The organism is Ureibacillus sinduriensis BLB-1 = JCM 15800, assembly GCF_000772955.1.
GTDB lineage: Bacteria > Bacillota > Bacilli > Bacillales_A > Planococcaceae > Ureibacillus > Ureibacillus sinduriensis.
On record NZ_JPVO01000054.1, the window covers coordinates 41,935 to 65,551 of the forward strand.

The following is a 23,617-nucleotide window of genomic DNA, read 5'->3' on the forward strand; positions in this document are numbered from 1 at the left end:
AGCCAAGTTGTATATAATTGTACCAGATTTTTACTTATGATGACCAAGGTAGATATACTTAAAACTGTGTAGTGAAAAATGACTAAACATTTTACTAATGCATAGCCAAAAATGCGGGCTTCCTGTTGTAATGCCAAAAAAGAAAAGAGCACGTCATGTGCTCTTCCCATACTAACGACGATGTTCTACCAGGTCGATTGCCCCTAAAACGATGTGCGCCAAACCGAAACCGAAAATGGTATTCGCCAACATCTGGTTCGAACCTTTTTGTTTCATGGCATACCCTGCAGCAGTTACAGCTGACCCAAGTACAGTTGGAATTAAGCCTTCACGAAAATTGTTCATAAAAGTTCCCTCCACATCGAAAGTTAGTAGGTGTTATCTCACCATTCCTATTATGACTTATAAACACGTTGAATATTCTACAATCAACACTGAATGTACGTTCAGGATAAAACCAAGCGTGTAATGATCAATATTTGTGAGAATGATAAAAGTATTGGAAGGAAAAGGGCTGGATCTGTGGAAATATAAATCCATGGATTCATTAAAAGGGAGGAAAGAAATTTTTGATTTAGGGAAGTTCAATTTGGGCTTGATAAAAGGAGTGTAAATATGAACAAAAAAGCACGGGAATTGGGCGTTGAAATTGGAAAGCTTCCAACAGGAAAGAAAAACTGCATTACCGATGTAGCGGGTGTCAAGGTTGGCCATGTTACACTGGACTATCATTTGGAGAATGAGGGTGGATATGCCTGTACAGGAGTAACTGCCATACTGCCTCATGGTGGGAACCTTTTCAAAAATAAGGTCACTGCTGCATGCTATGTCATAAATGGCTTTGGCAAATCTGTGGGGCTCGTTCAAGTAGATGAGCTGGGTGTAATTGAATCACCAATCATGTTAACAAATACGTTTGGTGTGCCTCAAGTTACTCAGGGGACATTGCAATATATGCTGGAACTAAACGATGATATTGGTATCAGTACGGGCACGATCAATATCGTTGTGGGTGAATGTAATGATAGTTACTTGAATTCCATAAGAGCGTGTCCGGTAAAGCCTGAACATGCAATTGAAGCGATTCAGAGTGCAACCAGCGAAAGAGCGCGGGAAGGGGCGGTTGGTGCAGGTAAAGGAATGGTTTGCTTCGGATACAAAGGCGGGATAGGAACTTCCTCCCGGGTGGTGGAAATGGATACAGACGGAGAAAATCCTATTTGCTACACGGTGGGATGTATCGTATTGAGCAATTTTGGGAGCAGTACTGAATTTTTGAAGGAAAATTATAAAATTCCGAACTCCCACAAAGAGCCAATCCATAAGCCTGTGGATGGTTCCATCATTATTGTTTTGGCTACGGATGCGCCACTTAGCAGCAGACAATTAACACGGGTCATTAAACGCTGCGGAATTGGTTTGGGACGCATAGGGAGCTATTTTTCTCATGGGAGCGGCGATATTGTGATTGGGTTTACTACTGCCCATGATATACCACATACGACGAACGAATTTCTTGAAAGCCGTACACAGCTGCGTGAGGATCACCTCATAATGAATCAATTGTTTGCTGCCGCGGCAGAAACGACAGAAGAAGCGATTATCAACTCGTTATCTCAAGCAGAGACAACGACTGGTCGTGATGGAAATATAGTTCATGCATTTGATTTTGCACAAAAATGATATTGAAGTTATTTAAGGAATCGTCTCCTTGGATAACTTTTTTTAATTGTGCACCCTTTATTTTTCAAACGGAGAACTAAGGTTGAAAAATTAGGGAAATTCATTATTACGTAATAATGTTAAGTTCGTAATTATTCGCCATAAATATTATTTAATGCCTAGTAAAAAAATGTAAAGTATGATAGATTTGTTTTTAAATACGGAATAATCAAAATATTCATACTAATGAAATATCTCGATAAATCTGTGAGGTGATTTTTATACAAGGAAACATCTTTTCCCCGATACCCATCCTTGCTCCTGTTAATGGCAATTCCTGTCCGAACGTTTGTGAAAATCGTGAACCTTTACTGAACTTAACAAATCGCCACCCAAGAATATACTCAAAATCCATGTATTTTACACAACAAATCCCAGGCAGTCTGCAATCAATCTACGTAAGGCAAAACGCTTATGAAAGGTTGTTGCAGGCCCTAGCCTTATTGCCGGAAGAATATAGTTTCATAGTATATGATGGCTATCGCCCACTACAGGTGCAAAAGCATTTGTTCCAATGCTTTTATGACGAGATCAAAAAACGTCATTCTAATTTCTCGGATGAGCAGGTTCTGGAAGAAACGCTGAAATATGTAGCATACCCGAGTGTAGCCCCAACTAAAACCTCACCCCATTTAACAGGGGGAGCCATTGATTTAACGTTGGGGGATTTGCAGGGCAACCCACTGGATCTCGGAAGTGTATTTGATGAAATGTGTGTACGATCGGCAACCCGCTACTTTGAGCACAATCCTTTTGAGAATGAAGAAGCATTAAAACATCGGCGCCTTTTGTATAACAGTATGACCTCGGTCGGTTTTACGAATTATTCCGAGGAATGGTGGCATTTTGACTATGGAAATGTCGCTTGGGCAAGGCGCGTAGGATCGGCTGAAGCGGAGTATGGCGCAGTACAATCAATTATTGAGAGACATCAACTAAAGGAGTATGGATATTATGAAAGTATATATTAGTGCGGATTTAGAAGGAATAACTGGTACAACTGCTTGGAGCGAAACAGAGCTTAATACGCAGGATATTCAACCCTTTCTGAAGCAGATGACGAAGGAAGTGGAGGCTGCTATTGAAGGAGCCATAGCAGGAGGGGCTACAGAAATTTTGCTCAAGGATGCCCATGATTCTGCCCGCAATCTGGATATTTCAAATTTGCCAGTAAATTGCAAAGTGATACGCGGTTGGACAGGAGACCCGATGTGCATGGTTGCAGGGCTGGATGAAAGCTTCGATCGGGTCATTTTTATCGGCTACCACAGCAAAGGAGGGAGCCAGCGCAATCCGTTAGCCCACACATTGGTTGTGAATGCGGATGTAAAGATCAATGGGGAATATGCAAGTGAATTTTTAATTAATACCTATGCAGCCGGTTTGCACGGGGTGCCTGTTGCTTTTGTCAGTGGGGATGTCGGCCTTACTGAGGAAATCCGATCCGTTAATGAAAAAATCGTCACTTTTGCTACTAAAGAAGGTGTTGGTGGTGCGACGGTGAATGTGAGCCCGAATCTAACAATCAAAGAGACCAGGATACTTGTAGAAGAAGCGATGAGGGTTGATCGAGAGGCTCTGCAAGTCAAATTGCCCGAGCGTTTTGTTGTAGAAATCATCTATCGTGATCATGCCCGGGCGTACCGCAACTCCTTCTACCCGGGTGCAACTTTTAAACCGCATAATACAGTGGAGTTTGTAACCGACGATTATTATGAGGTTCTACGTATATTGCAGTTTTTGACGTAGAAAGGTGATGGAATGAAAATTACAGATATCAAAGTGGGGGTTGTGGAAGCACCCCTTATTACACCATTTAAAACAGCACTAAGGACTGTGGAAAAAATCCAGAATATAGCCATTTATATCCATACAGATGCCGGTCGGATCGGTATTGGCGAGGCGGCTCCGACAGCGGTCATAACAGGTGAGACAAAGGCATCGATCTCTAATGCAATCACTGAATATATAAAGCCTGCGATTATCGGAATGGATATTGAAGAATTTGCCCAAATAATGGAGCGTCTCGAAAAATGTATCCATAAAAATACAAGTGCCAAGGCAGCTGTTGATATGGCGCTTTATGATTTGCTTGCACAAAGCTATAAAACACCGCTTTTTAAGCTTTTAGGGGGTTATAGGAAGGAATTGATCACAGATATTACAATTAGTGCCAATGATGTCGATGAGATGGTGAAAGATAGCCTTGCTGCTGCAACAAAAGGCTTTCACATACTAAAGGTAAAGGTTGGCAAAGACCCTGCTGGTGACGTAAAGCGTATTGTTGCTATTCGCGAAGCGGTTGGTCCCAATGTCATTTTGCGTATAGATGCAAACCAGGGCTGGACTCCGAAACAAGCAGTCCAAATAATACATGCTTTAGAGGACGCCGACACAAATATTGAACTTGTTGAACAACCAGTTCACTATAACGACATAGAAGGTATGCGTTATGTAACCGCGAACACGCTAACTAAAATTTTGGCGGATGAAAGTGTTTTTTCTCCAAAAGAAGCAATCACATTAATCGAAAAGCGTGCCGCCGATTTAATTAATATTAAGCTGATGAAAACGGGCGGCATCTACCAGGCCCAAAAAATTGTCCATATTGCAGAGGCAAATGGCATTGAATGCATGGTTGGATGCATGCTTGAAACAAAAGTGAGTGTAAGTGCTGCCGCCCACTTTGCTGCATCCCAGAAAAATATCACCATGATTGATTTAGATGGACCTTTACTATGTGTGAACGATCCAATGCCTGGAGGCCCAACATTCGATGGGCAAGTCATTACAATGTCCATTAAACCTGGTATCGGATTTTCATTATAAAAAAGATATTCAAGAAACGGGAGGGGTTTTATGAGAAAGTTGTGGTTATTGCTTTTAGCTACAGTAACAGCTTTCGTTTTGGCTGCTTGTAGCGATAAAGGAGACGGGTCTTCCAAAGATGAAGTTTCAGAATACCGTACTGTATATTCAGGGGAGATTAAAACTTTGAATTACTTAAAAACAGCAGAAGCAAATGAATTTGCTATGTCGGCAAACTTGATTGACGGTTTAATCGAGTATGATCAGTATGGAATTGTACAACCAAGTTTAGCCGAGGAATGGTCTGCAAATGAAGATAATACAGTTTGGACATTCAAGTTGCGTGAAGGAGTGAAATGGGTTACGCATGAAGGGGAAGAATATGCGGATGTTGTGGCGCAAGATTTTGTAGAGGGCTTAAATTATGTTCTGGATGCCAAAAATGAATCATCCACTGCATGGATAGCTACGGTCGTTAAAAACGGCGATGCCTTCTACAATGGGGAAATTACAGATTTTGCGGAAGTTGGAGTCAAAGCTTTGGATGATTACACGCTTGAATACACGATGGAAAATCCAACACCTTATTTCCTATCAATGCTTAACTATGTATGTTTCTTCCCGGTTAATGGAGAGTTTTTAGCTGAGAAAGGTGACACATTTGGTACTACTAAAGAAACAACTCTCTATAACGGTGCATTTATCCTGGATAAATTTGAATCCCAGAATGAGCGTGTACTTGTAAAGAATGAATCTTACTGGGATAAAGACAATGTATACATCGACCGTATCAGATATAAATATAATAAAGAGGCTTTAACGGTGGCACCGGAATTATTTTTACGTGGTGAAATCGATTCGGCAGAAATTCCAACTTCAGTAGTTGATGAATGGTTTAATGATGAAGAGAAAAAATCGCAGCTTCGTCAAATCCGTAATAACTTCTATACGTATTTCTATGCGTTAAACTTTAATCCGCAATTTGATGAAGAATATGAACCGCAGAATTGGAAGGTTGCTGTAAACAATAAAAACTTCCGTAAATCATTATACCATGCACTAGACCGTGTATCCGCTATGTTGACAACGGAACCTTTCGAGCCGGAAAGTTTGCTTAACAACACTATCACACCTAAAAACTTCGTGGATGTTGATGGTGTGGATTATACACAGCTAGCACCATTAGCCGACATTTCGAATACTGATTCATTCAATTCGGATTTAGCATTGGAATTCAAAGAAAAAGCGATGGCAGAGCTTGATGGAAAAGCAACATTCCCGGTTAAGATGGTAATTCCATACAATTCTGGTAGTCCGGATTGGGCAAATCGTACACAGGTAGTAGAACAACAACTTGAAAATCTATTGGGAGCGGATTATATTGATTTAATTGTAGAAGCGGGTCCTTCTACCGGTTTCTTATCAGAAATTCGTCACCCAGGAAAATATGCATTACTTGAAGCAAACTGGGGTCCTGACTATGCTGACCCGGCTTCTTATACGGACCCATTCACGGAAGGTGGAACATACAACAAGCCAGAACTTGCTGAAGGCTACACAGATGCAAATGGAAAATCAAAATATCAAAACTTGGTAGATGCGGCAAAAGCAGAAATGGATCCAGCAAAACGTTATGAATTATTTGCTCAAGCGGAAGCCTTCCTAATCGAAGAAGCATTTGTTATCCCATATGCAGTAGGTGGTACTGGTTATATAGCTTCAAAGTTAAATCCATTTGAAGCACAATACTCTCCATTTGGTGTAACGTTAGAGAAATTTAAAGGGCAAAGACTTCTGGAAGAGCCAATGAGTAACGAGGAATTTAAAGAAGCTTTGGCAGCATGGGAACAAGAAAGAACGGAAGCATTGGCCAACGCAGGTGAATAGAAACTAGTAGTTTTGTAGACTAAGTGAAAGAAGGAGATGACCTGGAATAGCATTGGCATCTCCTTCCTTCTTTTGAGACTCTGGGGGGATAAGAATATGTTGTGGTATATAGGAAAACGTTTATTGCAGTCTGTGTTAACACTTTTTATTATTATCACGATTGTTTTCTCCTTACTACGCCTAATGCCGGAAGAAGGGTATCTAGGAGCTGCAGCCGAGAAAATGACACCGGAACAACAAGAAATAATTTTAACAAATTTAGGTCTGCGGGACCCGTTACTCGTTCAATTAGGTAATTTTTATATGGATTTATTTAAGGGAGAATTAGGCACTTCAGTTACATACCGTACCGATGTACCGGTCACGACCATCATTTCCGAAAAAATTATGTATTCGTTGCTGTTTGGGCTTGGAGCAGTAGTAATGTCGCTTGTTATCGGCGTACCATTAGGCATTTTAATGGCACATATGAAAGGACGCTGGCTCGATCGACTGGGTACTGGATATATTGTTTTTGTGGTTGCTGTTCCAGCTGCAGTTTATTATATTTTTATCCAAATGTATGTAACGGATCTATTCAACCTTCCATTATTATTTGATGAATACAATAAGATGAGTTGGATTTTACCATTGACATCTATGGCACTTGCACCTACCGCTTCGTATGCTATGTGGATGCGTCGATATATGGTGGATGAATTAAACAAAGACTATATAAAGCTTGCACGAGCAAAAGGTGTTAAAGAACGTACCCTGATGTTTCGCCATGTAATGCGAAATGCTTTCATCCCAATGGCTCAGTACTTACCGGCAACAATATTGTTTACAATCACCGGTTCGATTTATATTGAATCATTATATTCTATCCCTGGAATGGGTGGTTTGCTTGTTGATGCTATTCAGCGACAAGATAATTCAGTAGTGCAGGGATTGGTATTAATATTCTCTTCATTAGGAATTATAGGTCTATTTTTGGGAGATTTGGCAATGGCACTTGTAGATCCTCGAATTAAGTTAGGTAAAGGAGGAAGTACACGTTAATGGGCATCTATTCGGAGGAAATTTCAAATATTTCACAAAAGTCGAACGATAATTTATTTGATTTTGCTATTGTTGATGAGAAAAAGGCGGAACAAACAGGATACTCGAATTATTCTTATTGGCGTTCTACTTGGCAATCTTTTTTAAAAAATCGAATTGCTGTATTCCTATTAGTGGTAGTTGGACTAATTATTGCATTCGTAATTATACAGCCGTATTTACCATACCAAAAATCTCCAACAGAGATTTATATAGACGAAACTACAGGATCCCAAGCTCGGAATATTGCTCCAGGCTCAGAGTTTTGGTTTGGGACGAATTCAATCGGACAAGATTTATGGTCCCGAATTTGGACTGGTACAAGAACTTCTTTATTTATTGGGTTCGTTGTAGCATTTGCTGAAGTAATAGTGGGCATCTCTGTAGGTGCGTTATGGGGATTCTCTAGAAAACTGGAAACACCTATTACGCAACTTTACAATATTGTAGAAAATATCCCGACAACAATTGTTTTAATCTTGATGTCTTTTATTTTACGCCCAAGCATTTCGACGATCATTATTGCAATGTGTATTACTGGATGGGTGGAGATGGCAAGGTTTATTCGAAACCAGATTGTTATTTTACGGGACCGAGAATACAATTTAGCATCGAAATGCTTGGGGACACCAAGCTATCGAATTATTCTGAAGAACTTATTGCCATATTTAATCTCCGTTATAATGCTACGGATGAGTTTAGCTATTCCATTTGCTATTGGGGCAGAGGTATTTTTAACGTATATCGGTTTAGGATTGCCAATCAGTGAACCATCATTAGGAAATTTAATTAATGAAGGACGTGTGCTGATGATGTCACCGGATTTACGTTATCAGTTGATTTTCCCGAGTGTCGTATTAAGTATTATAACGATTGCTTTCTATATTATAGGAAACGCTTTTGCTGATGCAGCAGATCCAAAAAATCACGTGTAGAGGAGGATGGCGATGGGGAGTAACAACGAAAAGCCACGCATTTTATCCATTCAAAATCTAATCATTAAGTTTAAACTGCGTGGCCAAGTGCTAACCGCAATTCGTAATATCTCTCTAGATTTATACAAAGGTGAGAGTCTTGCAATTGTGGGTGAATCGGGTTCGGGTAAATCCGTTCTTGTAAAATCCATCATGGGTTTGCTAGATAAAAATGGTTTTATTGATCAGGGACAAATTCTCTATAAAGATTATGATTTAGCACAATTCAACACGGAAAAGGATTGGTTGAGAATCCGCGGCAAGGAAATTGCCATGGTAACACAGGATCCAATGACCTCGTTGAATCCGCTTAAAACGGTCGGGAAACAGATTGAAGAGTGTGTAGTGCTGCACCAAGGGTTAAAAGGGAAAGAAGCTTACGAACGCACACTAAAGCTGTTGAGAGATGTGGGTATCGGCGATGTTGAAAAGCGCTATAAACAATATCCGCACGAGTTTTCTGGAGGAATGCGTCAAAGAATCGTGATCGCCATCGCGGTCGCTTGCAATCCGAAAATTCTTATTTGCGATGAACCTACAACCGCGCTAGACGTGACGATCCAAGCACAAATTTTGCAGCTACTGAAAAATCTACAAGAAATGTATGGTCTTACAACAATCTATATTACCCATGATCTTGGGGTAGTTGCAAAAGTAGCCGACCGGATTGCAGTTATGTATGCCGGTGATATTATCGAGATTGGCAAAACACATGAAGTGTTTTTCGATGGAAAGCATCCATATACGTGGGCCCTTCTTTCTTCTTTGCCGCAATTGGGATCCAAAGGGGAAGAACTTTACTCCATTAAAGGGACACCTCCCAATCTATTTAATGAGATAAAAGGGGATGCTTTTGCACCTCGCAACCCATATGCTCTGAATATTGATTTTGTGGAACGTCCCCCGTTCTTTAAAGTGACGGAAACGCATTTTGCGAAAACATGGTTGCTGCATGCCGATGCACCAAAAGTAGTGCCTCCGCAAAGCCTGCAAGCATTTTTCGAAGAAGGGAGACGGTACGCCCATGAGTAGCAAGGAAGTATTATTGGAAGTCAAGGGCTTAAATGTAACTTTCGGCAAAGGAAAAAGTAAATTTGAAGCCATCAGGGATGTAAGTTTCGAAATCTACAAAGGTGAAACTTTTGGGCTCGTTGGGGAATCGGGTTCTGGCAAAACGACAATCGGACGTTCGATTATGCGGATTAATGAAGTGACGGGCGGAGAAATCTTGTTCAGGGGTAGGCCGATCAATGGCAATATCCCGAAGGAGTGGGATCGAGAAATTACCCAAAAAATTCAAATGATTTTTCAGGACCCAATGGCTTCTTTGAATGAACGAGCTAAAGTGGACTATGTTATTTCAGAGGGTCTACTGAATACGAAAAAGTTTGGAAATGATGCGGAACGAATGGAAAAAGTCCGAAATGCCCTGTTGGAAGTAGGGTTGCTGCCGGAGTTTGCCAGTCGCTTCCCGCATGAATTTTCTGGGGGGCAACGACAAAGGATTGGCATTGCGCGTGCACTTGTAATGGAGCCGGAATTTATAATAGCCGATGAACCGATTTCTGCATTGGATGTTTCGATTCGTGCTCAAGTTTTGAATCTATTATCGAATTTACAAAAACAAAACAATTTAACCTACCTATTTATTGCCCATGATTTGTCAATTGTTCGTTTTATTACCGACCGAACGGCGGTTATTTATGAGGGGGAAATCGTGGAACTAGCGCCAACAGAGAAACTGTTTTCGAATCCGATCCACCCATATACTAGGGCTTTGATTTCGGCCGTGCCGGAGCCAAATCCATACAAAGAGCGGGCCAAAAAAGTGGAAATCTATAATCCTGCCCAGCATAACTATGAGAAAGATCGCCCATCTTTCGTAGAGATAGAGGATGGCCATTTTGTGCATGCAAATAAAGAAGAAATTTCCCGTTACCGTACAATGTATAAAATAGGAGTGTGACTTGAATGAAGATTCCGAAGGGGTTAAAAAAGGGAGGTACGATCGGTCTTGTTGGCGCTTCCGGTGCTACGCCTCCTGAAAGCTTGCCGCAAGCTATCGATGCCGTTGAAAGACTGGGCTTTAAAGTAGTTGTGGGCAATTCCTGCCGAGAAAGACATGGTTATTTAGCTGGAAGTGATGAACTGCGTGCAAACGATGTGAATCGGATGTTCCTTGATTCATCGATTGATGGTATTTTCTGCATTCGGGGAGGCTACGGCGCCACCAAAATTTTGCCTATGTTGGATTACGGAATGATCAAGGAAAACCCAAAAGTATTTGCCGGCTACAGTGATGTTACGGCGTTGCATATCGCTTTCAACCAGTTGTGTGATTTAGTGACGTATCATACTCCCATGCCATCCACGGAATTCATTAAGCCGGAGATGGATGATTATACTTTGTCATCTTTTAAGGAAGGTGTGTCCTTTACAGAAAAAACGCATTATTACTTAACGAATCCACCAAATCAGGAAATGACAACCCTTGTACCAGGAAAAGCAACAGGTCGACTTGTAGGAGGAAATTTAACCTTAATAGCTTCTTCCCTTGGGACACCCTATGAAATTGATACGAAGGGGAAAATTTTATTTTTGGAGGATATAGACGAGTATGAACGAAGTATCGATCGAATGCTCACCCAACTGAAGTTATCTGGGAAGCTGGATGAGGCATCGGGAATCTTGTTGGGGGCATGGACAAATTGTGGGCCTCATAATTCGGGTAGTCCGGAACATAGTTTGCGATTGCAGACGATTTTTGAAGAAATCCTTGTTCCATTACAAAAGCCGATTCTAATGGATATAGCTTGCGGTCATTGCTTGCCAACCATGTCTCTTCCTCTAGGTAGAACTATTTCTTTAAATTCAGAAACAAAAACGATAGAAGTCATTCAATAGGTGCTGTGATGGAAAAAGCCATTCTACGATTGTTGGAACAGGCCCCATTCGATATCAGACTGATAATAAAGGATGCTGGGGGGAGTCAGTTCTTGCTTTCAAAAAATCCTGATGATGTATTTCAAAGTGCCAGCCTGATTAAAGTGCCAATTTTACTGGCCTTGTTGGATTCGATAGAAAACAGAAACTTCACATTGCATCAGACTGTGCAAATCTCAAAAGAAAACCGGGTGGAGTACAGTGTTTTAACTGAGCTTGGAACAGAGGAATGTTCTTTGCATGATCTGTTGGTGTGGATGATTATTACAAGTGACAACACGGCAACAAATGTGCTAATCGACTTGATAGGTCTTGAAAATATAAATCGATATTTTAAAAAAGTTGGTTTAACACAAACAAAAATTCAAAGAAAAATGATGGATTTTCATCAAATGGCAAGAGGCTTTGATAATGTAACAACTGCCGCAGACATGGCGACACTTTATACAGCGATTTATCGCAAATCATTATTATCGAAAGAACACAGTGAGTTAGTCATTGATATACTTAGCAGGCAACGCGTCCATGAGTCTTTAAGAAGATATCTAGTTGAGGATGTCAAAATGGCTCATAAAACCGGCAGCCTGGCTACGGTAGAACATGATGTTGGAATCGTTTTTTCCAGCAAGAGGGACTATATTATAGGTGTTTTTGTCACGGATCATACAAACAGCGAAGAAGCGAAACGATTCATAGGGCAGGTTTCCAAGATTGTATATGATCATCTGGCGAAGGAGGATGGAAGGCTTGATGAAAGCAGTTATAAAGTCAATGATCGCTAATTTACATGCTGCTCCTGATTCCGCATCGGAGCTGATAGATGAAGGACTATATGGAATGGTTGTAGAAATAGTGGAACAACGACATGACTGGTTCTTTGTAAAAACTCCTTACCGCTATGAGGGCTATTGCAAGGCGTCTGATTTAATATTGGATACAGAAAACGCAATTGAGTGGCAGGAAGGTGCGAACCATTGCATTTCTCAAGGTTTTGCGGATGTTTTGCAAGAGCCTAAAATTCAAAGTGCAAAAATAACAACGCTTGTGAGGGGTTCAATTATTCGTGTCTTGCCAAAGGAAGGATTAGGAGAAGAGTGGACTATAATCCAACTGGCGACAGGCGGAGTAGGATTTACCCGTAAGCAGTGGATTAAAGAGAAAGTAGATCGAAATGAATTAACCGAAGATAATTTTAGGGATCGAGTCGTACAGACGGCATTAAGTTATCTAACAACGCCGTATCGATGGGGCGGGAAGTCGCCTTTAGGAATTGATTGTTCAGGTCTTTGCTCGATGGCTTATATGTTGAATGGCGTAGTAATCTATCGGGATGCCAAAATGATAGACGGGTTTCCCATTAAAGAAATCGAAATGGAACAGATTCAAAAGGGCGATCTTCTATACTTTCCCGGCCATATTGCCATGTATATAGGGGATGATTTGTACGTGCATTCATCCTTGGGAGGGAATGAAGTGAGTATAAATAGTTTAAATAAGTCGCATTTTCACTATCGCGATGATTTGGCCACAACAATCACGGCAGTAGGTAGCTTATTTCCTGCAAAATAATGACAGTGAGGCACATCATCAAATAAGATGATGTGCCTCACTGTTGACAAACGCTTTCATCCTGCGTTGGTTGTCTCCTTCCCCCCTCATGAACGTAATGTTCTATTCATCTCTTCACTCGACTGCCCGCCTTGTCTGCCAAGCGTTTTCAAGACAGTCTGGGTAATTTTTCATTGAAAAAAATAGCCTAAAAAAACGTGTAGGCAAAGTCGAAGATCGATTTTGTCTACACTCTGGCACATCATCAAGTAAGATGATGTGTTTTTTTGAGGTTTTGGAAAAATTCGATTAACAAGTACCAGGCAATATTTTAGTTCGATTCATGTTTATCGGACATCCAAAATGATTAATACTACAAAAGTAAACAATTGCGTTTACATAGAACAAAAATGGGTACTATGAATTAAGGAAAAATGGAGGTCGATTATGATAAAACATTACGAAAAAATTGCGGTAGCAATAGATTTCTCGAAACTGTCCATGAAGGCTTTTCAACGTGCAATTCTTGTAGCAAAAGATAATAACGCAAGTATGCAGCTGGTTAATGTAATTGATACGAAATCCTTTGGTTCAGTAGCGGCGTATGACCTGGAATATGCAGAGCGATTAAAAGAGGAACGTATTACGAAAATGGATGAATTGAAAAATGAAGTGATTGCGGCAGGTGTGCCAATTGTAGAAGTTACAATTAAAGAGGGAGCGCCGGAAGAAATTTTAACTCAGCTCCCGGGAGTAGAATTGCTTATTTGTGGTGCCACAGGTGTAAGCAATATTGAAAAGATGGTAATTGGATCGGTCGCAGAGCGTATTGTAAGTTTGGCAAATTGCGACGTACAGCTTGTTCGGTGACAAAAGCTTCTAGTTGTTGATAATTGTTAATTGTAGTACTGCTTTGCTTGTTGATTTCAATAATAGGAATTAATTTGCCTGTTCACAGTTCTACTTGGCGCTTTTCTAACAATATTTTTCGAAAGGAATTATCGGAAAAATATGCAGACTAATATCTTTTTATACTTTAAACATCTATTTTATTTGATAATAGATGTTTTTTTTTGATTGTGATACATAAGGAATTTTCTCTTTAATGAAAGGTTATTCTGCATCATAACAAAATAATAGTATTAATAGATAGTTGAGCTTCTAAAGTTATTCCAATATATCGTATGTCTATTATGTAATAGTGAAAAGTGAGACTAGTAATCAAGTTTGCAAAAGTATTCTGCTAGAAAAATGAGGAAATGTTTATTCTGTAAAATGTATGCAATTAACTATAAAATGCATATAAATTCTAAACTATCTAATGTTGGTATCCGCTTTAATACCACCTGTTATCATCCTATAAACTGTGTTATAACAAGGGATTATCGCGGTCCGTTGAACTATAGGATGAAAGCATTTTTTTGTGTTTTTCATAACTTGCGATAAGTCGCAAATTTGCGTTTAACTTCATTTTTTCTATGAAATGCAGAAAAAATCTCTTTTACTCAAATAACTTTTTTAAAAAAACTATTGCTTTTCATATTTTGTAAATGTTATCTTGAGATAAGAGTTGTTCACAACTTTATCATATTTACAGAGAAAGGGGCTAAAAGAGAATTATGAAGAAAAATCGATGGTTAATCGCTCTTTCTGCCATTGCAATTCATCTATCAATTGGAGGAGCTTATGCATACAGCGTGTATAAAATTCCGATTGTAACAGAGATGGGATGGACTGAAACTAACGTTACTGTAGCATTTACAATTATGATGGGGCTTGCTGGTTTTGCAGCTGCACTATTTGGAAGTTTAGTAGAGAAAATGGGTCCTAGAAAATCAGCCATGGTTGCGGCTGTATTATTTGGAGCTGGACAAGCGGGTGCTGGACTGGCTATCATGATGGACTCGGTTGTACTATATTGGTTGACTTATGGAGTATTAAGCGGTTTAGGTATGGGAATAGGATATATTGCACCAGTGTCGACATTAGTAAAATGGTTCCCTGATCGTCGTGGTTTAGCAACAGGGATGGCTGTTTTAGGATTCGGTTCAGGCGCACTGATTACTGCACCGGTTGCCAATAGCTTGATGGAAGGTGTAGGAATTTCGACTACATACTTTATTTTAGGGGTTAGTTATTTTATCTTAATGATTTTGGGGGCTTCTTATATTGCACCTCCTGTTAAAGGATTTATGCCTGAAGGAATGAAGAAGGCAGCGGAATCCGGCGAGAAGAAAGTGAAGCAAGATTTAGCTCAGATGACAGCGAAAGAAGCTGTGAAAACAAGACAATTCTGGATGCTGTGGGCTATGCATTTAGTGAATGTGACGGCAGGTATCATGATGATTTCCGTAGCCTCTCCAATGGCACAAGAAATCGTTGGGTTATCAATGGCAGGCGCAGCAACAATGGTTGGTGTAATGGGATTATTTAACGGTGGTGGACGTTTGATTTGGGCCGCAATCTCCGACTATATTGGCCGAACGAATATATTTGTCATCTTCTTTACAATCCAGTTAATTACATTTGCAGTTTTACCATTTACAACAAACGTTATTATTTTCCAATTATTCATCTTCTTAGTAGTAAGTTGTTATGGTGGCGGATTCTCTAATCTTCCTGCCTATGCAAGTGATTTATTCGGAACAAAACAGCTTGGGGTTATCCACGGATATCTATTAACGACTTGGTCTTTAGGCGGAATTTTTGGTCCGATTATTGTAAGTACAGTGAAAAATATGTACGGCAGCTATGTGCCGGTGTTCTACCTGTTTACAGGATTAATCGCGATTTCACTATTAATCGCATTATTGCTTCGTGCTGATGTAAACAAAAAGAAAAAATCACTTGAACGCAAAAAAGAATCAGTTGGAGATCTTTCAACTACAACTTCTTAAAAGTAAATATATAAACTATTAATTGCCGAATGAGGATATTTCGTATATGTCCTTATTCGGTTTTTTTGTTGTATTACAGAAATTAATTCTATTAAGACTGTAATATAGTGCCCATTAATCGTCAATTTGATGGACAAAACTCTCTACAAATATGATTAAAAAGAGCAGAATGTGTAATATATATACTGTGTTTTCTTCAATGCTTTGTTTTTCCAGATGTATGACAAATATCATTTGATAAATATTACATCTTGCCCTGCCCAAAATGATTCCTTGTGTAATAATAATAGCGAGAGGTGAAGATTATGGCGCAAATGACAGCCGGCCAAAGTAGTTATAGTAAAAAAGAAGAATTTTTAAATTCGATCAGTCATGGTCTTGGAGCGCTGCTTACAATCCCGGCCACTCTATTGTTAGTTCATAAAGCACTTGCAAGAGGGACTACGACCGAATTGGTAAGCTACATCATCTTTGGTATATCGATGTTCTGTTTATATGCAGCATCCACTATCTATCACGCATGGCCAACACATAAAATTATTTTGAAAAAATTAGATCATAGCTCAATATTTCTGATGATTGCCGGGACTTATACTCCAGTGGCGTTAATTGCTATCGGAGGTAAGTCGGGGTGGATTGTCTTCTTCGTAGAATGGGGATTGGCGTTATGTGGCATTCTCTTTAAAATGTATTTCGTACATCGTTTTGCAAGGCTATCACTCCTGATCTATTTAGGGATGGGTTGGCTTGCAATCGTCTTTTATCAACCGATGTTGGATTATATTACAATGAATGGATTTCTTCTGCTCTTAGCTGGAGGGCTATGTTATACAATTGGTACGTATTTTTACAGAAATAAAAAAATCCCCTACAATCATGCAATTTGGCATGTATTTGTAATGGGGGGCAGTTTATTTATGTACCTTACCATTTACCTATACATGTAGCACAAACCTGTACAACTCTTATGTAAGAAGTGTACAGGTTTTTATTTTTGCATTTCGAATCCATTAATTTGGGTAATATCCACCACCAACGTATGATGGTCGGGGGTTGAGAAAGTTACTGTATTTTTTCGTTCATGAAAATCGAGTAATTCACTGACTTCAATAGGGGAGCCGTTAACGTAGATTTTTTTTATGTTTTTTGAAGGTACGGTTTTTCTCATCAGTTTAAGGAATTCCTCATTTTGAATTGGCTTACTCATCAATTCGATTACTGTGCTTTGAAGCATTTTCAAATGGTTGCTTAAAAGGTTGGTGGAGTATTTAGAATTGAGCATAAGATTATTGATCACTTGATGAAATTTAATGAGGGATTGTTCCAACATGACTTGTTTATCCATAATTTGTTTTATATCCGAACTGATTTTTTCATCCAAATATGAAATGTTAAAAGAGTTTTGATTTACTTTATTATCGAGGTGAGGGTTAAAAAAGATTTTTGGATTAGGATAATTGGTTTTGGGAGGATTCATGGGTGTTAACTCCTTTCCCGTTATAAGCTATTTGTAATATATGCGTCGAAGTAAATTGTTGCCATTCTTAAAAAGAAATTATAAAAAAAATCGACTAACTGGCAATAGTCAGCCGATTCGCAAGCTTACTCTTCATAGATCATTTTTTTTGTCATCCCGCCATCAACCGTCAAATTGATTCCTGTGACAAAATCGTTCCTTTCATCAGTCAAATAGAAACAAGCACGTGCAATATCTTCAGGTTTTCCAACGCGGCCGGAGAAGTGCTGGAGATGGTCTTGCTCACTCAAGTTTTCGTAGTCGCCTGTTTCGATCCAACCAGGTGAAATACAATTTACCCGAATGGAGTCCGGCCCAAGTGAACTAGCGAGTGCATGGGTAAGTGCCACAATTCCCCCTTTTGTCGCAGCATAGGATTCTGAATGTGGTTCAGACATAAAAGCTCGTGTTGAAGCCATTGATACAATTGATCCACCTTTTTGATTCAATCTCATAAACTTTGCAGCTTCTCTTGAACATAAAAAGACGCTTCGCAAGTTTGTATTCACAATATCATCGAACATCTCCACAGAAAGGTCGTAGGGGGAAACTGGGTGAAAAACGCCTGCATTATTAATGAGAATATCAATCTTTTTAAAGTGTAGAACAGCATTTGTCATTAGATGGATGATATCTTGCTCTTTTCGTACATCTGCAGGAATGAAAATGACTTTATGGCCATCTTGCTCAAGTTCTGAACAAACCGACCTGCCCAATGCTTCATCAAGATCTGCCATGACCACGCAAGCACCCTCCCTTGCGTATTGTGTTGCCACCTCTTTGCCGATTCCTTGGGCAGCGCCTGTGACGATGACGGTCTTATTTTCAAACATAAAATTCCTCCTCCTTTTGTATCTATTTATTATAAAATACATAATTTTAGCTGAATGGAAAAGTGGTTGACTCGAAAAACAACCGAGCCAACCACTTTATATGCTTTGATTTATCTTTCGTCGTGAGGTGCTACATGCAATGGTGGAGGTACCAACCATCCTTTGTTCTTGTTTAACCGCAATAACCTTGCACCAAGTTGCGCCTTTGACATATGCATCTGACCATACATCATGGCTATATCTTCACGAGTACACATACCCATTGCCGTGCTGCATGCAACTAATCCGGCAGCGAGGTTTCCAGAAATGATTGCACTGATCTCTGGGTCATTGTATCTTGCACCAACAGGGATATCTTCCAGCCTAGCGTTTGGACGTTCCGGAGGTGCAGGTGGAAGGCCGATGCCGTTTACTTTTAAAATTTCCTTTAATTGCTTGTTTTCTTCTTCCATTCCTGTAATTGATTCCTCAACCAACTTAGCAAGGTCGCGGTCGCCGGTATGATTGTATAATGTTTGGTACATCGCAATCATGCCGTTATTCGTTAAAATGTTAGACCAAATGGTGAAAATTTCACCATAGTGTAGCGGCTCATCTTTAGGATTTCTACTCATTATTCCCATTTTTAACACTCCTTATTGGTTATTAAAATTTTCCTACAAAACTAGAGTAGTCAAGATGTGAAATAATATTCAAAAATGATAAATTGTCACAAATTTATTAAAATACATTACTCACATTTGTTTAGTACCTTGCATTGAACTATAACGATAATTGAACGCCCAATTTAAAAAGGAAGAATGCTTTACAACATACTTAAAAGAATCAACAGAGGAGCCACCGCGTAAATTTTACCGAATCACTTCTTTAGGCAAAGGAAAATTAAAGGAACTTCGAAAGGAATAGCCGAATTTTAGTAGGTGTAAAAGAATTAATTTGTGGGGAGGAAAGTTAAGTGTCAGAGGAAATATTTTTAGAATAACTCGAAAAGGAATTAATTTTACAGATGTAAATGCAAAAACAGACAATGGACGGATTTGTGTAAGCCTATTGAGATAAATGAAGCTGATGGCGAAATTTGGGCTACTACAGATAACGGTCGTATTGAAGGGTATATACCACATGTCACAAAACCACTTCAATGGAAGACAGATAATGGCAGCATCACATTAAAAACGGATGAAATATTGGATAATGTGACTTTATCTGCAAAGTCAGATTTTGGCCGAGTTAGTGTTTATGGGGAAAAAGGGAAGAAATTCAAATTTGGGGATGGGTCAACTTCTGTTCGATTTAAAACTGATAATGGCCGTATCACGGTAGCAACAGCGGTTTTGCAAGAAGTATAGGATAAAGTGTGGGGGGAACATGATGAAAAAAATTTTGGTATTTGGTGGTACAAGATTTTTTGGAAAAAAACTTGTGGAGTTGCTGATTTCAGAAGGTCACGAGGTAACAATTGCTACCCGCGGGCAAACACGACATTCCTTTGGAGAAAAGGTGAATCATGTAATAGTAGACCGTACAAACAGGGATGGATTGGCATCTACCTTTGCAAAAGGGGATTGGGATATTATTTACGATAATATTTGTTATTCACCTAATGATGCTTTGGCTGCTTGTGAGATTTTTGAAGGCAAAACAAAAAAATATGTGTTTACTTCAACTATGTCCACTTATGTAAATTTAGGTGCGGATCTTACCGAAAATGAATTTGATCCATATAATTATGAAATAAGGTATGGGAATGTTGATGATTTTTCATACGGTGAAGGAAAACGGCAGGCAGAAGCCGTGTTTTTCCAAAAGGCGAAATTCCCTGTTGTGGCAGTTCGTTTCCCTATCGTACTGGGGGAGGATGACTATACAAGAAGATTGCATGTTCATATTGAAAATGTTGCAGAGGAGAAAGTCATCAGTTTCTTGAATGTGGATGCCCGCATGTCCTATATTTTGTCGGATGATGCGAGCGGCTTTTTAAGGTTTGCAGGTTTCTCCAGTATCGCTGGTCCATATAATGCAACGTCTTCCGGAACGTATTCATTGAAGGAATTGATGGAAATGGTTGAGAAAAATGTGGGGAAGAAAGCAAAAATCGCGCTTATTGGAAACGATGAAACGAGATCGCCGTTTGCAGTGCCAAAAGACTGGTATATGTCACAGGGAAAATCGATTGATGCAGGTTTTGAATGTCAGCCATTAGAGAGGTGGCTCCCAAAACTTATCGAAAAATTATCGCAGTAAATAGCTAGTGAATAGTTTCGCTTGAGAGGTACGCTCTAATTAACACTGCGGGGCCCGTACTGTTGCTAATTCTTTTAAGGGGCAAATTCTTCATCAGAATAGCTTGTTTGGTATCTCGAAGCTTTCCCGTATTTACCTATCCGCATAGTCGTTTCAGGAAGTTTTTGTTCAACCGTCGATCATCATCCGTCGGTTCGTAGCAATAAGCTTTTGTATTTTTTCATGGGGGCCCCCATATTATGTTTCAAATTTAAAAATATGCAACTATAGTCCTCAAATTCATTCGATTAAAATCAAGAAAATACGGTTAATACTTGTATAAATTAAAAATAATTGTTTCTATCGAAAATAAAATGTTAAAATAGCATGGATTGACTGGTAATATTTTCATCGGAAAATAAGAAAGATAAACTTTCCTAGTCTCGCATAAGTGCAACGATGGCCTATCGTTTCCAAATCGATAAGCTTAGTTTTCAAATTGACATCAGGGAGTGAGACGTTTGAAAAAAAGGCAATTAAAACACACAACATTTGACAATGTCGTTATATTTCCTGGTACAGTTGAAAAATTAATTGCTCGTGCCCATGAATATGTTGAGAACTACCAATATGATTTAGCCAATGACAGCTTCGAGGAAGCACTTCAATATACGGAGGGTGATGAAGTAACCCTTAGCGTTTATGCGTATTCACTTTACGAAACAAAATCATTCGAAAAAGCTAAAGAAGTTTGTGAACAACTATTGAGCATTGGCCCTACAATGTATTTAGAAGTAATGGAATTATATTTAACGATATGTATGCAGTTAAAGCAATATAAACAAGTAGAAACCATTATTGCTTCGCTATTGGAGGAAGGGGCCATTCCCCAGGAGCAAATTGATAAATTTGAGCGACTGAAAGATATAAATGCGAATATAGCTGACAATGCAAAAAAACAGGAAGACATCGCCATGAGTGTCAATGAAATAGATGAAGAACTATTTCAATTAGAAAGATTTATGTCGCTTTCACCGAACAAGCAACTAACCTTGGTACATGAACTGACTACATTGAATATTCGACCGATCATGCAGCACTTAAAGGCAATTATTGAAAATGCCAAAACCCATCCTTTTATTAAAAGTATTGTCTTGATTTTGCTTGTCGAGCAGCAAGTGGACGTCAATATAAAAGTGAGTAAGTTCGATCAAGAAAAGTATGTGAATCCATCAGTAATGGAATTACCGACGAAAATGCCCCAGTTTATTGCGGTTTCGAAAATGATTATCGATAAACTGGAAAAAGAGCCCTCTACTTTGGAAATGGTAGAATATTTGCTTTCAAAACACGCAATTGTCACTTATCCATTTGAATGGCTTCATTACGAGACGGAAGATGTGGCCCTTGGTTATATTGATCTAGTCAGGACGATGTTTGGCGGTGTCCAAGAAATGGATTATGAGCTGGTAGAATTTTTGCAGATCCTCGAAAAGTTAACAGAACTACAAGAAGTATGAAAAAAGTTGAAACTGCGAGTATCTATGTTATACTAAAATGGTTGTCAAAATCGTAGATACGAGTGGTTTGTCTAACAATTGTAAACTAATTTTGGAGGTATTATATATGTCAGCGAAATGGGAAAAACAAGAAGGAAATATTGGTACACTAACGATTGAAGTATCAGCTGAAGAAGTTAACAAAGCGATCGATAAAGCTTTTGCTAAAGTAGTTAAAGAAATCAACGTGCCTGGATTCCGTAAAGGGAAAATGCCACGCCCGATGTTCGAAAAACGTTTTGGTGTAGAAGCTCTATACCAAGATGCGCTAGAAATTTTAGTTCCAGATGCATACTCGAATGCAATCGACGAAACAGGTATCACTCCTGTTGATTACCCGGAAATCGACGGAACTGAAAACTTCGCTAAAGGCGAAAACTTCACTTTCATCGCAAAAGTTACAGTTAAGCCTGAGCCAAAACTTGGTGACTACAAAGGTTTAGAAGTGAAAAAAAGTGAAACAGTAGTAACTGATGAAGAAGTAGAAGCACAAATCGAAGAGCGACTAGCTCGTAAAGCTGAGCTTGAAATTAAAGAAGACGAAGCAATCGTAACTGGCGACACTGCTACAATCGATTTCGAAGGTTTCTTGGGTGAAGAAGCATTCGAAGGCGGTAAAGGTGAAGACTACGCGCTGGAAATCGGTTCTGGTTCATTCATTCCAGGTTTTGAAGAACAATTAGTAGGATTAAAAGCTGGTGAATCGAAAGATGTAGTCGTAACATTCCCAGAAGAATACCATGCTGAAGAGTTAGCTGGAAAAGAAGCTACTTTCAAAGTAACGGTGAAAGAAGTAAAAACAAAAGTACTTCCAGAATTAAACGATGAATTCGCTAAGGAAATCGACCCTGAAGTTGAATCTTTAGAAGCATTGCGTGCTAAAATCAAAGAACAAACAGTTGAACAAAAGAAAGCGGATGCTGAAAGCGCACTACGTGACGAATTAGTAGAAAAAGCTGCTGAAAATGCTGACGTTGAAATTCCTGAAAGCATGACGCACAACGAAATTCACCGCATGATCGAAGAATTCGGTCAACGTTTACAAATGCAAGGTATGACTCTAGATCTTTACTACCAATTCTCTGGTCAAGATGAGCATGCTTTACATGAACAAATGCGCCCAGAAGCTGAAAGCCGTGTACGCGTATCATTAGTTCTTGAAGCAATCGCAAAAGCTGAAAACATCCAAGTATCTGAAGAGGACGTAAAAGCTGAATTAGAAAAAATGTCCGGCCAATTCGGAATGACTGCTGATCAGATTTTATCTGCATTAGGTGGAACTACAGAAATCCTTGAGAACGATATCCGTACTCAAAAAACTGTGGAATTCTTAGTTGAAAATGCAAAAATTACTGAGTAATCCTTATTTTTCCGATACAATGTAATTGATTGTAGAAAAGTAAAATGTTAGTTTAATAATAGATGATGAACAAGGTACGGCATATTACCGTACCTTGTTTTCAAAATAAAAAAATTCAGATACTTAGTAATTTTTACATTAACGCAATAGTTCTGAGTGGAGTTAATGAATCAATTCTGACATACTGGATAATACATAGACAAAAAATGTTTATAATATATCTAATTATAAGCTGATACAAAACAACTTATTTGATAATGACTACAG

Annotated in this window: 23 protein-coding genes; 19 read left to right on the plus strand and 4 right to left on the minus strand. The window is 39.1% G+C overall.

The genetic code is table 11. From position 1 onward, the window contains the following. Positions 1-171: 171 nt before the first annotated feature. Complete coding sequence (locus CD33_RS14230) at positions 172-345, minus strand: hypothetical protein (protein WP_036201682.1); 174 nt, start codon at positions 343-345, stop codon at positions 172-174. 270 nt (positions 346-615) lie between these two features. On the opposite strand from CD33_RS14230, the gene CD33_RS14235 reads away from it, so the two are divergent. The 15 genes from CD33_RS14235 to trhA all read left to right on the plus strand — a co-directional run bounded on the left by CD33_RS14235 (position 616) and on the right by trhA (position 16,806). After that, a complete protein-coding gene (locus CD33_RS14235; protein WP_036201683.1) occupies positions 616-1,683 on the plus strand; it encodes a DmpA family aminopeptidase in 1,068 nt (355 codons plus the stop codon). Positions 1,684-1,934: 251 nt separating this feature from the next. Beyond that, positions 1,935-2,693 (plus strand): M15 family metallopeptidase, encoded by a 759-nt coding sequence (locus tag CD33_RS14240; protein ID WP_235863160.1) that lies wholly within the window; start codon positions 1,935-1,937, stop codon positions 2,691-2,693. After that, the gene (locus CD33_RS14245) at positions 2,677-3,471 is read left to right on the plus strand and encodes a M55 family metallopeptidase (RefSeq protein ID WP_036201684.1); all 795 of its coding nucleotides are present in this window, start codon (positions 2,677-2,679) and stop codon (positions 3,469-3,471) included. The genes CD33_RS14240 and CD33_RS14245 overlap by 17 nt, the downstream gene beginning before the upstream one ends. Before the next feature lie 12 nt (positions 3,472-3,483). Next, a complete protein-coding gene (locus tag CD33_RS14250; protein WP_036201685.1) occupies positions 3,484-4,551 on the plus strand; it encodes a dipeptide epimerase in 1,068 nt (355 codons plus the stop codon). Positions 4,552-4,581: 30 nt separating this feature from the next. Further along, positions 4,582-6,417, plus strand: a complete 1,836-nt coding sequence (locus CD33_RS14255) for a peptide ABC transporter substrate-binding protein (RefSeq protein WP_036201686.1) — start codon at positions 4,582-4,584, stop codon at positions 6,415-6,417. Positions 6,418-6,513: 96 nt separating this feature from the next. Continuing rightward, positions 6,514-7,458, plus strand: a complete 945-nt coding sequence (locus CD33_RS14260) for an ABC transporter permease (protein WP_036201687.1) — start codon at positions 6,514-6,516, stop codon at positions 7,456-7,458. Then, complete coding sequence (locus CD33_RS14265) at positions 7,458-8,432, plus strand: ABC transporter permease (RefSeq protein WP_036201688.1); 975 nt, start codon at positions 7,458-7,460, stop codon at positions 8,430-8,432. Before CD33_RS14260 ends, CD33_RS14265 begins: the two co-directional genes overlap by 1 nt. A gap of 12 nt (positions 8,433-8,444) precedes the next feature. Continuing rightward, positions 8,445-9,503 carry an ABC transporter ATP-binding protein gene (locus CD33_RS14270; protein WP_036201689.1) on the plus strand — a complete coding sequence of 353 codons (1,059 nt, stop codon included), beginning with the start codon at positions 8,445-8,447 and terminating at the stop codon, positions 9,501-9,503. After that, positions 9,496-10,437 carry an ATP-binding cassette domain-containing protein gene (locus tag CD33_RS14275; protein WP_036201690.1) on the plus strand — a complete coding sequence of 314 codons (942 nt, stop codon included), beginning with the start codon at positions 9,496-9,498 and terminating at the stop codon, positions 10,435-10,437. Before CD33_RS14270 ends, CD33_RS14275 begins: the two co-directional genes overlap by 8 nt. 5 nt (positions 10,438-10,442) lie before the next feature. Then, positions 10,443-11,375 carry a S66 peptidase family protein gene (locus tag CD33_RS14280; protein WP_036201691.1) on the plus strand — a complete coding sequence of 311 codons (933 nt, stop codon included), beginning with the start codon at positions 10,443-10,445 and terminating at the stop codon, positions 11,373-11,375. Positions 11,376-11,383: 8 nt separating this feature from the next. Beyond that, positions 11,384-12,196, plus strand: a complete 813-nt coding sequence (locus tag CD33_RS14285; RefSeq protein WP_036201692.1) for a serine hydrolase — start codon at positions 11,384-11,386, stop codon at positions 12,194-12,196. Continuing rightward, positions 12,165-12,983, plus strand: a complete 819-nt coding sequence (locus CD33_RS14290; protein WP_036201693.1) for a C40 family peptidase — start codon at positions 12,165-12,167, stop codon at positions 12,981-12,983. The genes CD33_RS14285 and CD33_RS14290 overlap by 32 nt, the downstream gene beginning before the upstream one ends. 426 nt (positions 12,984-13,409) lie before the next feature. Next, complete coding sequence (locus tag CD33_RS14295; RefSeq protein WP_036201694.1) at positions 13,410-13,832, plus strand: universal stress protein; 423 nt, start codon at positions 13,410-13,412, stop codon at positions 13,830-13,832. Positions 13,833-14,581: 749 nt separating this feature from the next. Further along, positions 14,582-15,859 (plus strand): L-lactate MFS transporter, encoded by a 1,278-nt coding sequence (locus CD33_RS14300; protein ID WP_036201695.1) that lies wholly within the window; start codon positions 14,582-14,584, stop codon positions 15,857-15,859. 305 nt (positions 15,860-16,164) lie between these two features. Further along, the gene (gene trhA, locus CD33_RS14305) at positions 16,165-16,806 is read left to right on the plus strand and encodes a PAQR family membrane homeostasis protein TrhA (protein WP_036201696.1); all 642 of its coding nucleotides are present in this window, start codon (positions 16,165-16,167) and stop codon (positions 16,804-16,806) included. Between the two features lie 41 nt (positions 16,807-16,847). Here the strand turns inward: trhA and CD33_RS14310 are convergent, their stop codons facing one another. The 3 genes from CD33_RS14310 to CD33_RS14320 all read right to left on the minus strand — a co-directional run bounded on the left by CD33_RS14310 (position 16,848) and on the right by CD33_RS14320 (position 18,831). Next, entirely contained in the window at positions 16,848-17,336 is a 489-nt protein-coding gene (locus tag CD33_RS14310; protein WP_036201697.1) for a hypothetical protein, read from the minus strand. A gap of 125 nt (positions 17,337-17,461) precedes the next feature. Continuing rightward, on the minus strand, positions 17,462-18,208 hold the full coding sequence (locus CD33_RS14315; RefSeq protein ID WP_036201698.1) for an SDR family NAD(P)-dependent oxidoreductase: 747 nt from the start codon (positions 18,206-18,208) through the stop codon (positions 17,462-17,464). A gap of 110 nt (positions 18,209-18,318) precedes the next feature. Then, on the minus strand, positions 18,319-18,831 hold the full coding sequence (locus CD33_RS14320) for a DUF3231 family protein (RefSeq protein ID WP_036201699.1): 513 nt from the start codon (positions 18,829-18,831) through the stop codon (positions 18,319-18,321). A gap of 414 nt (positions 18,832-19,245) precedes the next feature. On the opposite strand from CD33_RS14320, the gene CD33_RS14325 reads away from it, so the two are divergent. From CD33_RS14325 to tig, 4 genes are all read left to right on the plus strand, one after another. Further along, positions 19,246-19,557, plus strand: a complete 312-nt coding sequence (locus CD33_RS14325) for a DUF4097 family beta strand repeat-containing protein (RefSeq protein ID WP_036201700.1) — start codon at positions 19,246-19,248, stop codon at positions 19,555-19,557. A gap of 22 nt (positions 19,558-19,579) precedes the next feature. Further along, positions 19,580-20,452 (plus strand): NAD-dependent epimerase/dehydratase family protein, encoded by an 873-nt coding sequence (locus tag CD33_RS14330; protein ID WP_036201701.1) that lies wholly within the window; start codon positions 19,580-19,582, stop codon positions 20,450-20,452. A 491-nt stretch (positions 20,453-20,943) separates the two neighbouring features. Further along, positions 20,944-21,951, plus strand: coding sequence for a tetratricopeptide repeat protein (locus CD33_RS14335; protein ID WP_036201702.1), 1,008 nt, complete (start codon positions 20,944-20,946; stop codon positions 21,949-21,951). 106 nt (positions 21,952-22,057) lie between these two features. Then, positions 22,058-23,350 carry a trigger factor gene (tig, locus tag CD33_RS14340; protein WP_036201703.1) on the plus strand — a complete coding sequence of 431 codons (1,293 nt, stop codon included), beginning with the start codon at positions 22,058-22,060 and terminating at the stop codon, positions 23,348-23,350. Positions 23,351-23,617 lie beyond the last annotated feature (267 nt).

What these genes read in the sequence shown, in the direction of transcription:
- CD33_RS14230 (WP_036201682.1), bottom strand. Translation starts at nt 345, where the DNA reads ATGAACAATTTTCGTGAAGGCTTAATTCCAACTGTACTTGGGTCAGCT.
- CD33_RS14235 (WP_036201683.1), top strand. Translation starts at nt 616, where the DNA reads ATGAACAAAAAAGCACGGGAATTGGGCGTTGAAATTGGAAAGCTTCCA.
- CD33_RS14245 (WP_036201684.1), top strand. Translation starts at nt 2,677, where the DNA reads ATGAAAGTATATATTAGTGCGGATTTAGAAGGAATAACTGGTACAACT.
- CD33_RS14250 (WP_036201685.1), top strand. Translation starts at nt 3,484, where the DNA reads ATGAAAATTACAGATATCAAAGTGGGGGTTGTGGAAGCACCCCTTATT.
- CD33_RS14255 (WP_036201686.1), top strand. Translation starts at nt 4,582, where the DNA reads ATGAGAAAGTTGTGGTTATTGCTTTTAGCTACAGTAACAGCTTTCGTT.
- CD33_RS14260 (WP_036201687.1), top strand. Translation starts at nt 6,514, where the DNA reads ATGTTGTGGTATATAGGAAAACGTTTATTGCAGTCTGTGTTAACACTT.
- CD33_RS14265 (WP_036201688.1), top strand. Translation starts at nt 7,458, where the DNA reads ATGGGCATCTATTCGGAGGAAATTTCAAATATTTCACAAAAGTCGAAC.
- CD33_RS14270 (WP_036201689.1), top strand. Translation starts at nt 8,445, where the DNA reads ATGGGGAGTAACAACGAAAAGCCACGCATTTTATCCATTCAAAATCTA.
- CD33_RS14275 (WP_036201690.1), top strand. Translation starts at nt 9,496, where the DNA reads ATGAGTAGCAAGGAAGTATTATTGGAAGTCAAGGGCTTAAATGTAACT.
- CD33_RS14280 (WP_036201691.1), top strand. Translation starts at nt 10,443, where the DNA reads ATGAAGATTCCGAAGGGGTTAAAAAAGGGAGGTACGATCGGTCTTGTT.
- CD33_RS14285 (WP_036201692.1), top strand. Translation starts at nt 11,384, where the DNA reads ATGGAAAAAGCCATTCTACGATTGTTGGAACAGGCCCCATTCGATATC.
- CD33_RS14290 (WP_036201693.1), top strand. Translation starts at nt 12,165, where the DNA reads ATGAAAGCAGTTATAAAGTCAATGATCGCTAATTTACATGCTGCTCCT.
- CD33_RS14295 (WP_036201694.1), top strand. Translation starts at nt 13,410, where the DNA reads ATGATAAAACATTACGAAAAAATTGCGGTAGCAATAGATTTCTCGAAA.
- CD33_RS14300 (WP_036201695.1), top strand. Translation starts at nt 14,582, where the DNA reads ATGAAGAAAAATCGATGGTTAATCGCTCTTTCTGCCATTGCAATTCAT.
- trhA (WP_036201696.1), top strand. Translation starts at nt 16,165, where the DNA reads ATGGCGCAAATGACAGCCGGCCAAAGTAGTTATAGTAAAAAAGAAGAA.
- CD33_RS14310 (WP_036201697.1), bottom strand. Translation starts at nt 17,336, where the DNA reads ATGAATCCTCCCAAAACCAATTATCCTAATCCAAAAATCTTTTTTAAC.
- CD33_RS14315 (WP_036201698.1), bottom strand. Translation starts at nt 18,208, where the DNA reads ATGTTTGAAAATAAGACCGTCATCGTCACAGGCGCTGCCCAAGGAATC.
- CD33_RS14320 (WP_036201699.1), bottom strand. Translation starts at nt 18,831, where the DNA reads ATGGGAATAATGAGTAGAAATCCTAAAGATGAGCCGCTACACTATGGT.
- CD33_RS14330 (WP_036201701.1), top strand. Translation starts at nt 19,580, where the DNA reads ATGAAAAAAATTTTGGTATTTGGTGGTACAAGATTTTTTGGAAAAAAA.
- tig (WP_036201703.1), top strand. Translation starts at nt 22,058, where the DNA reads ATGTCAGCGAAATGGGAAAAACAAGAAGGAAATATTGGTACACTAACG.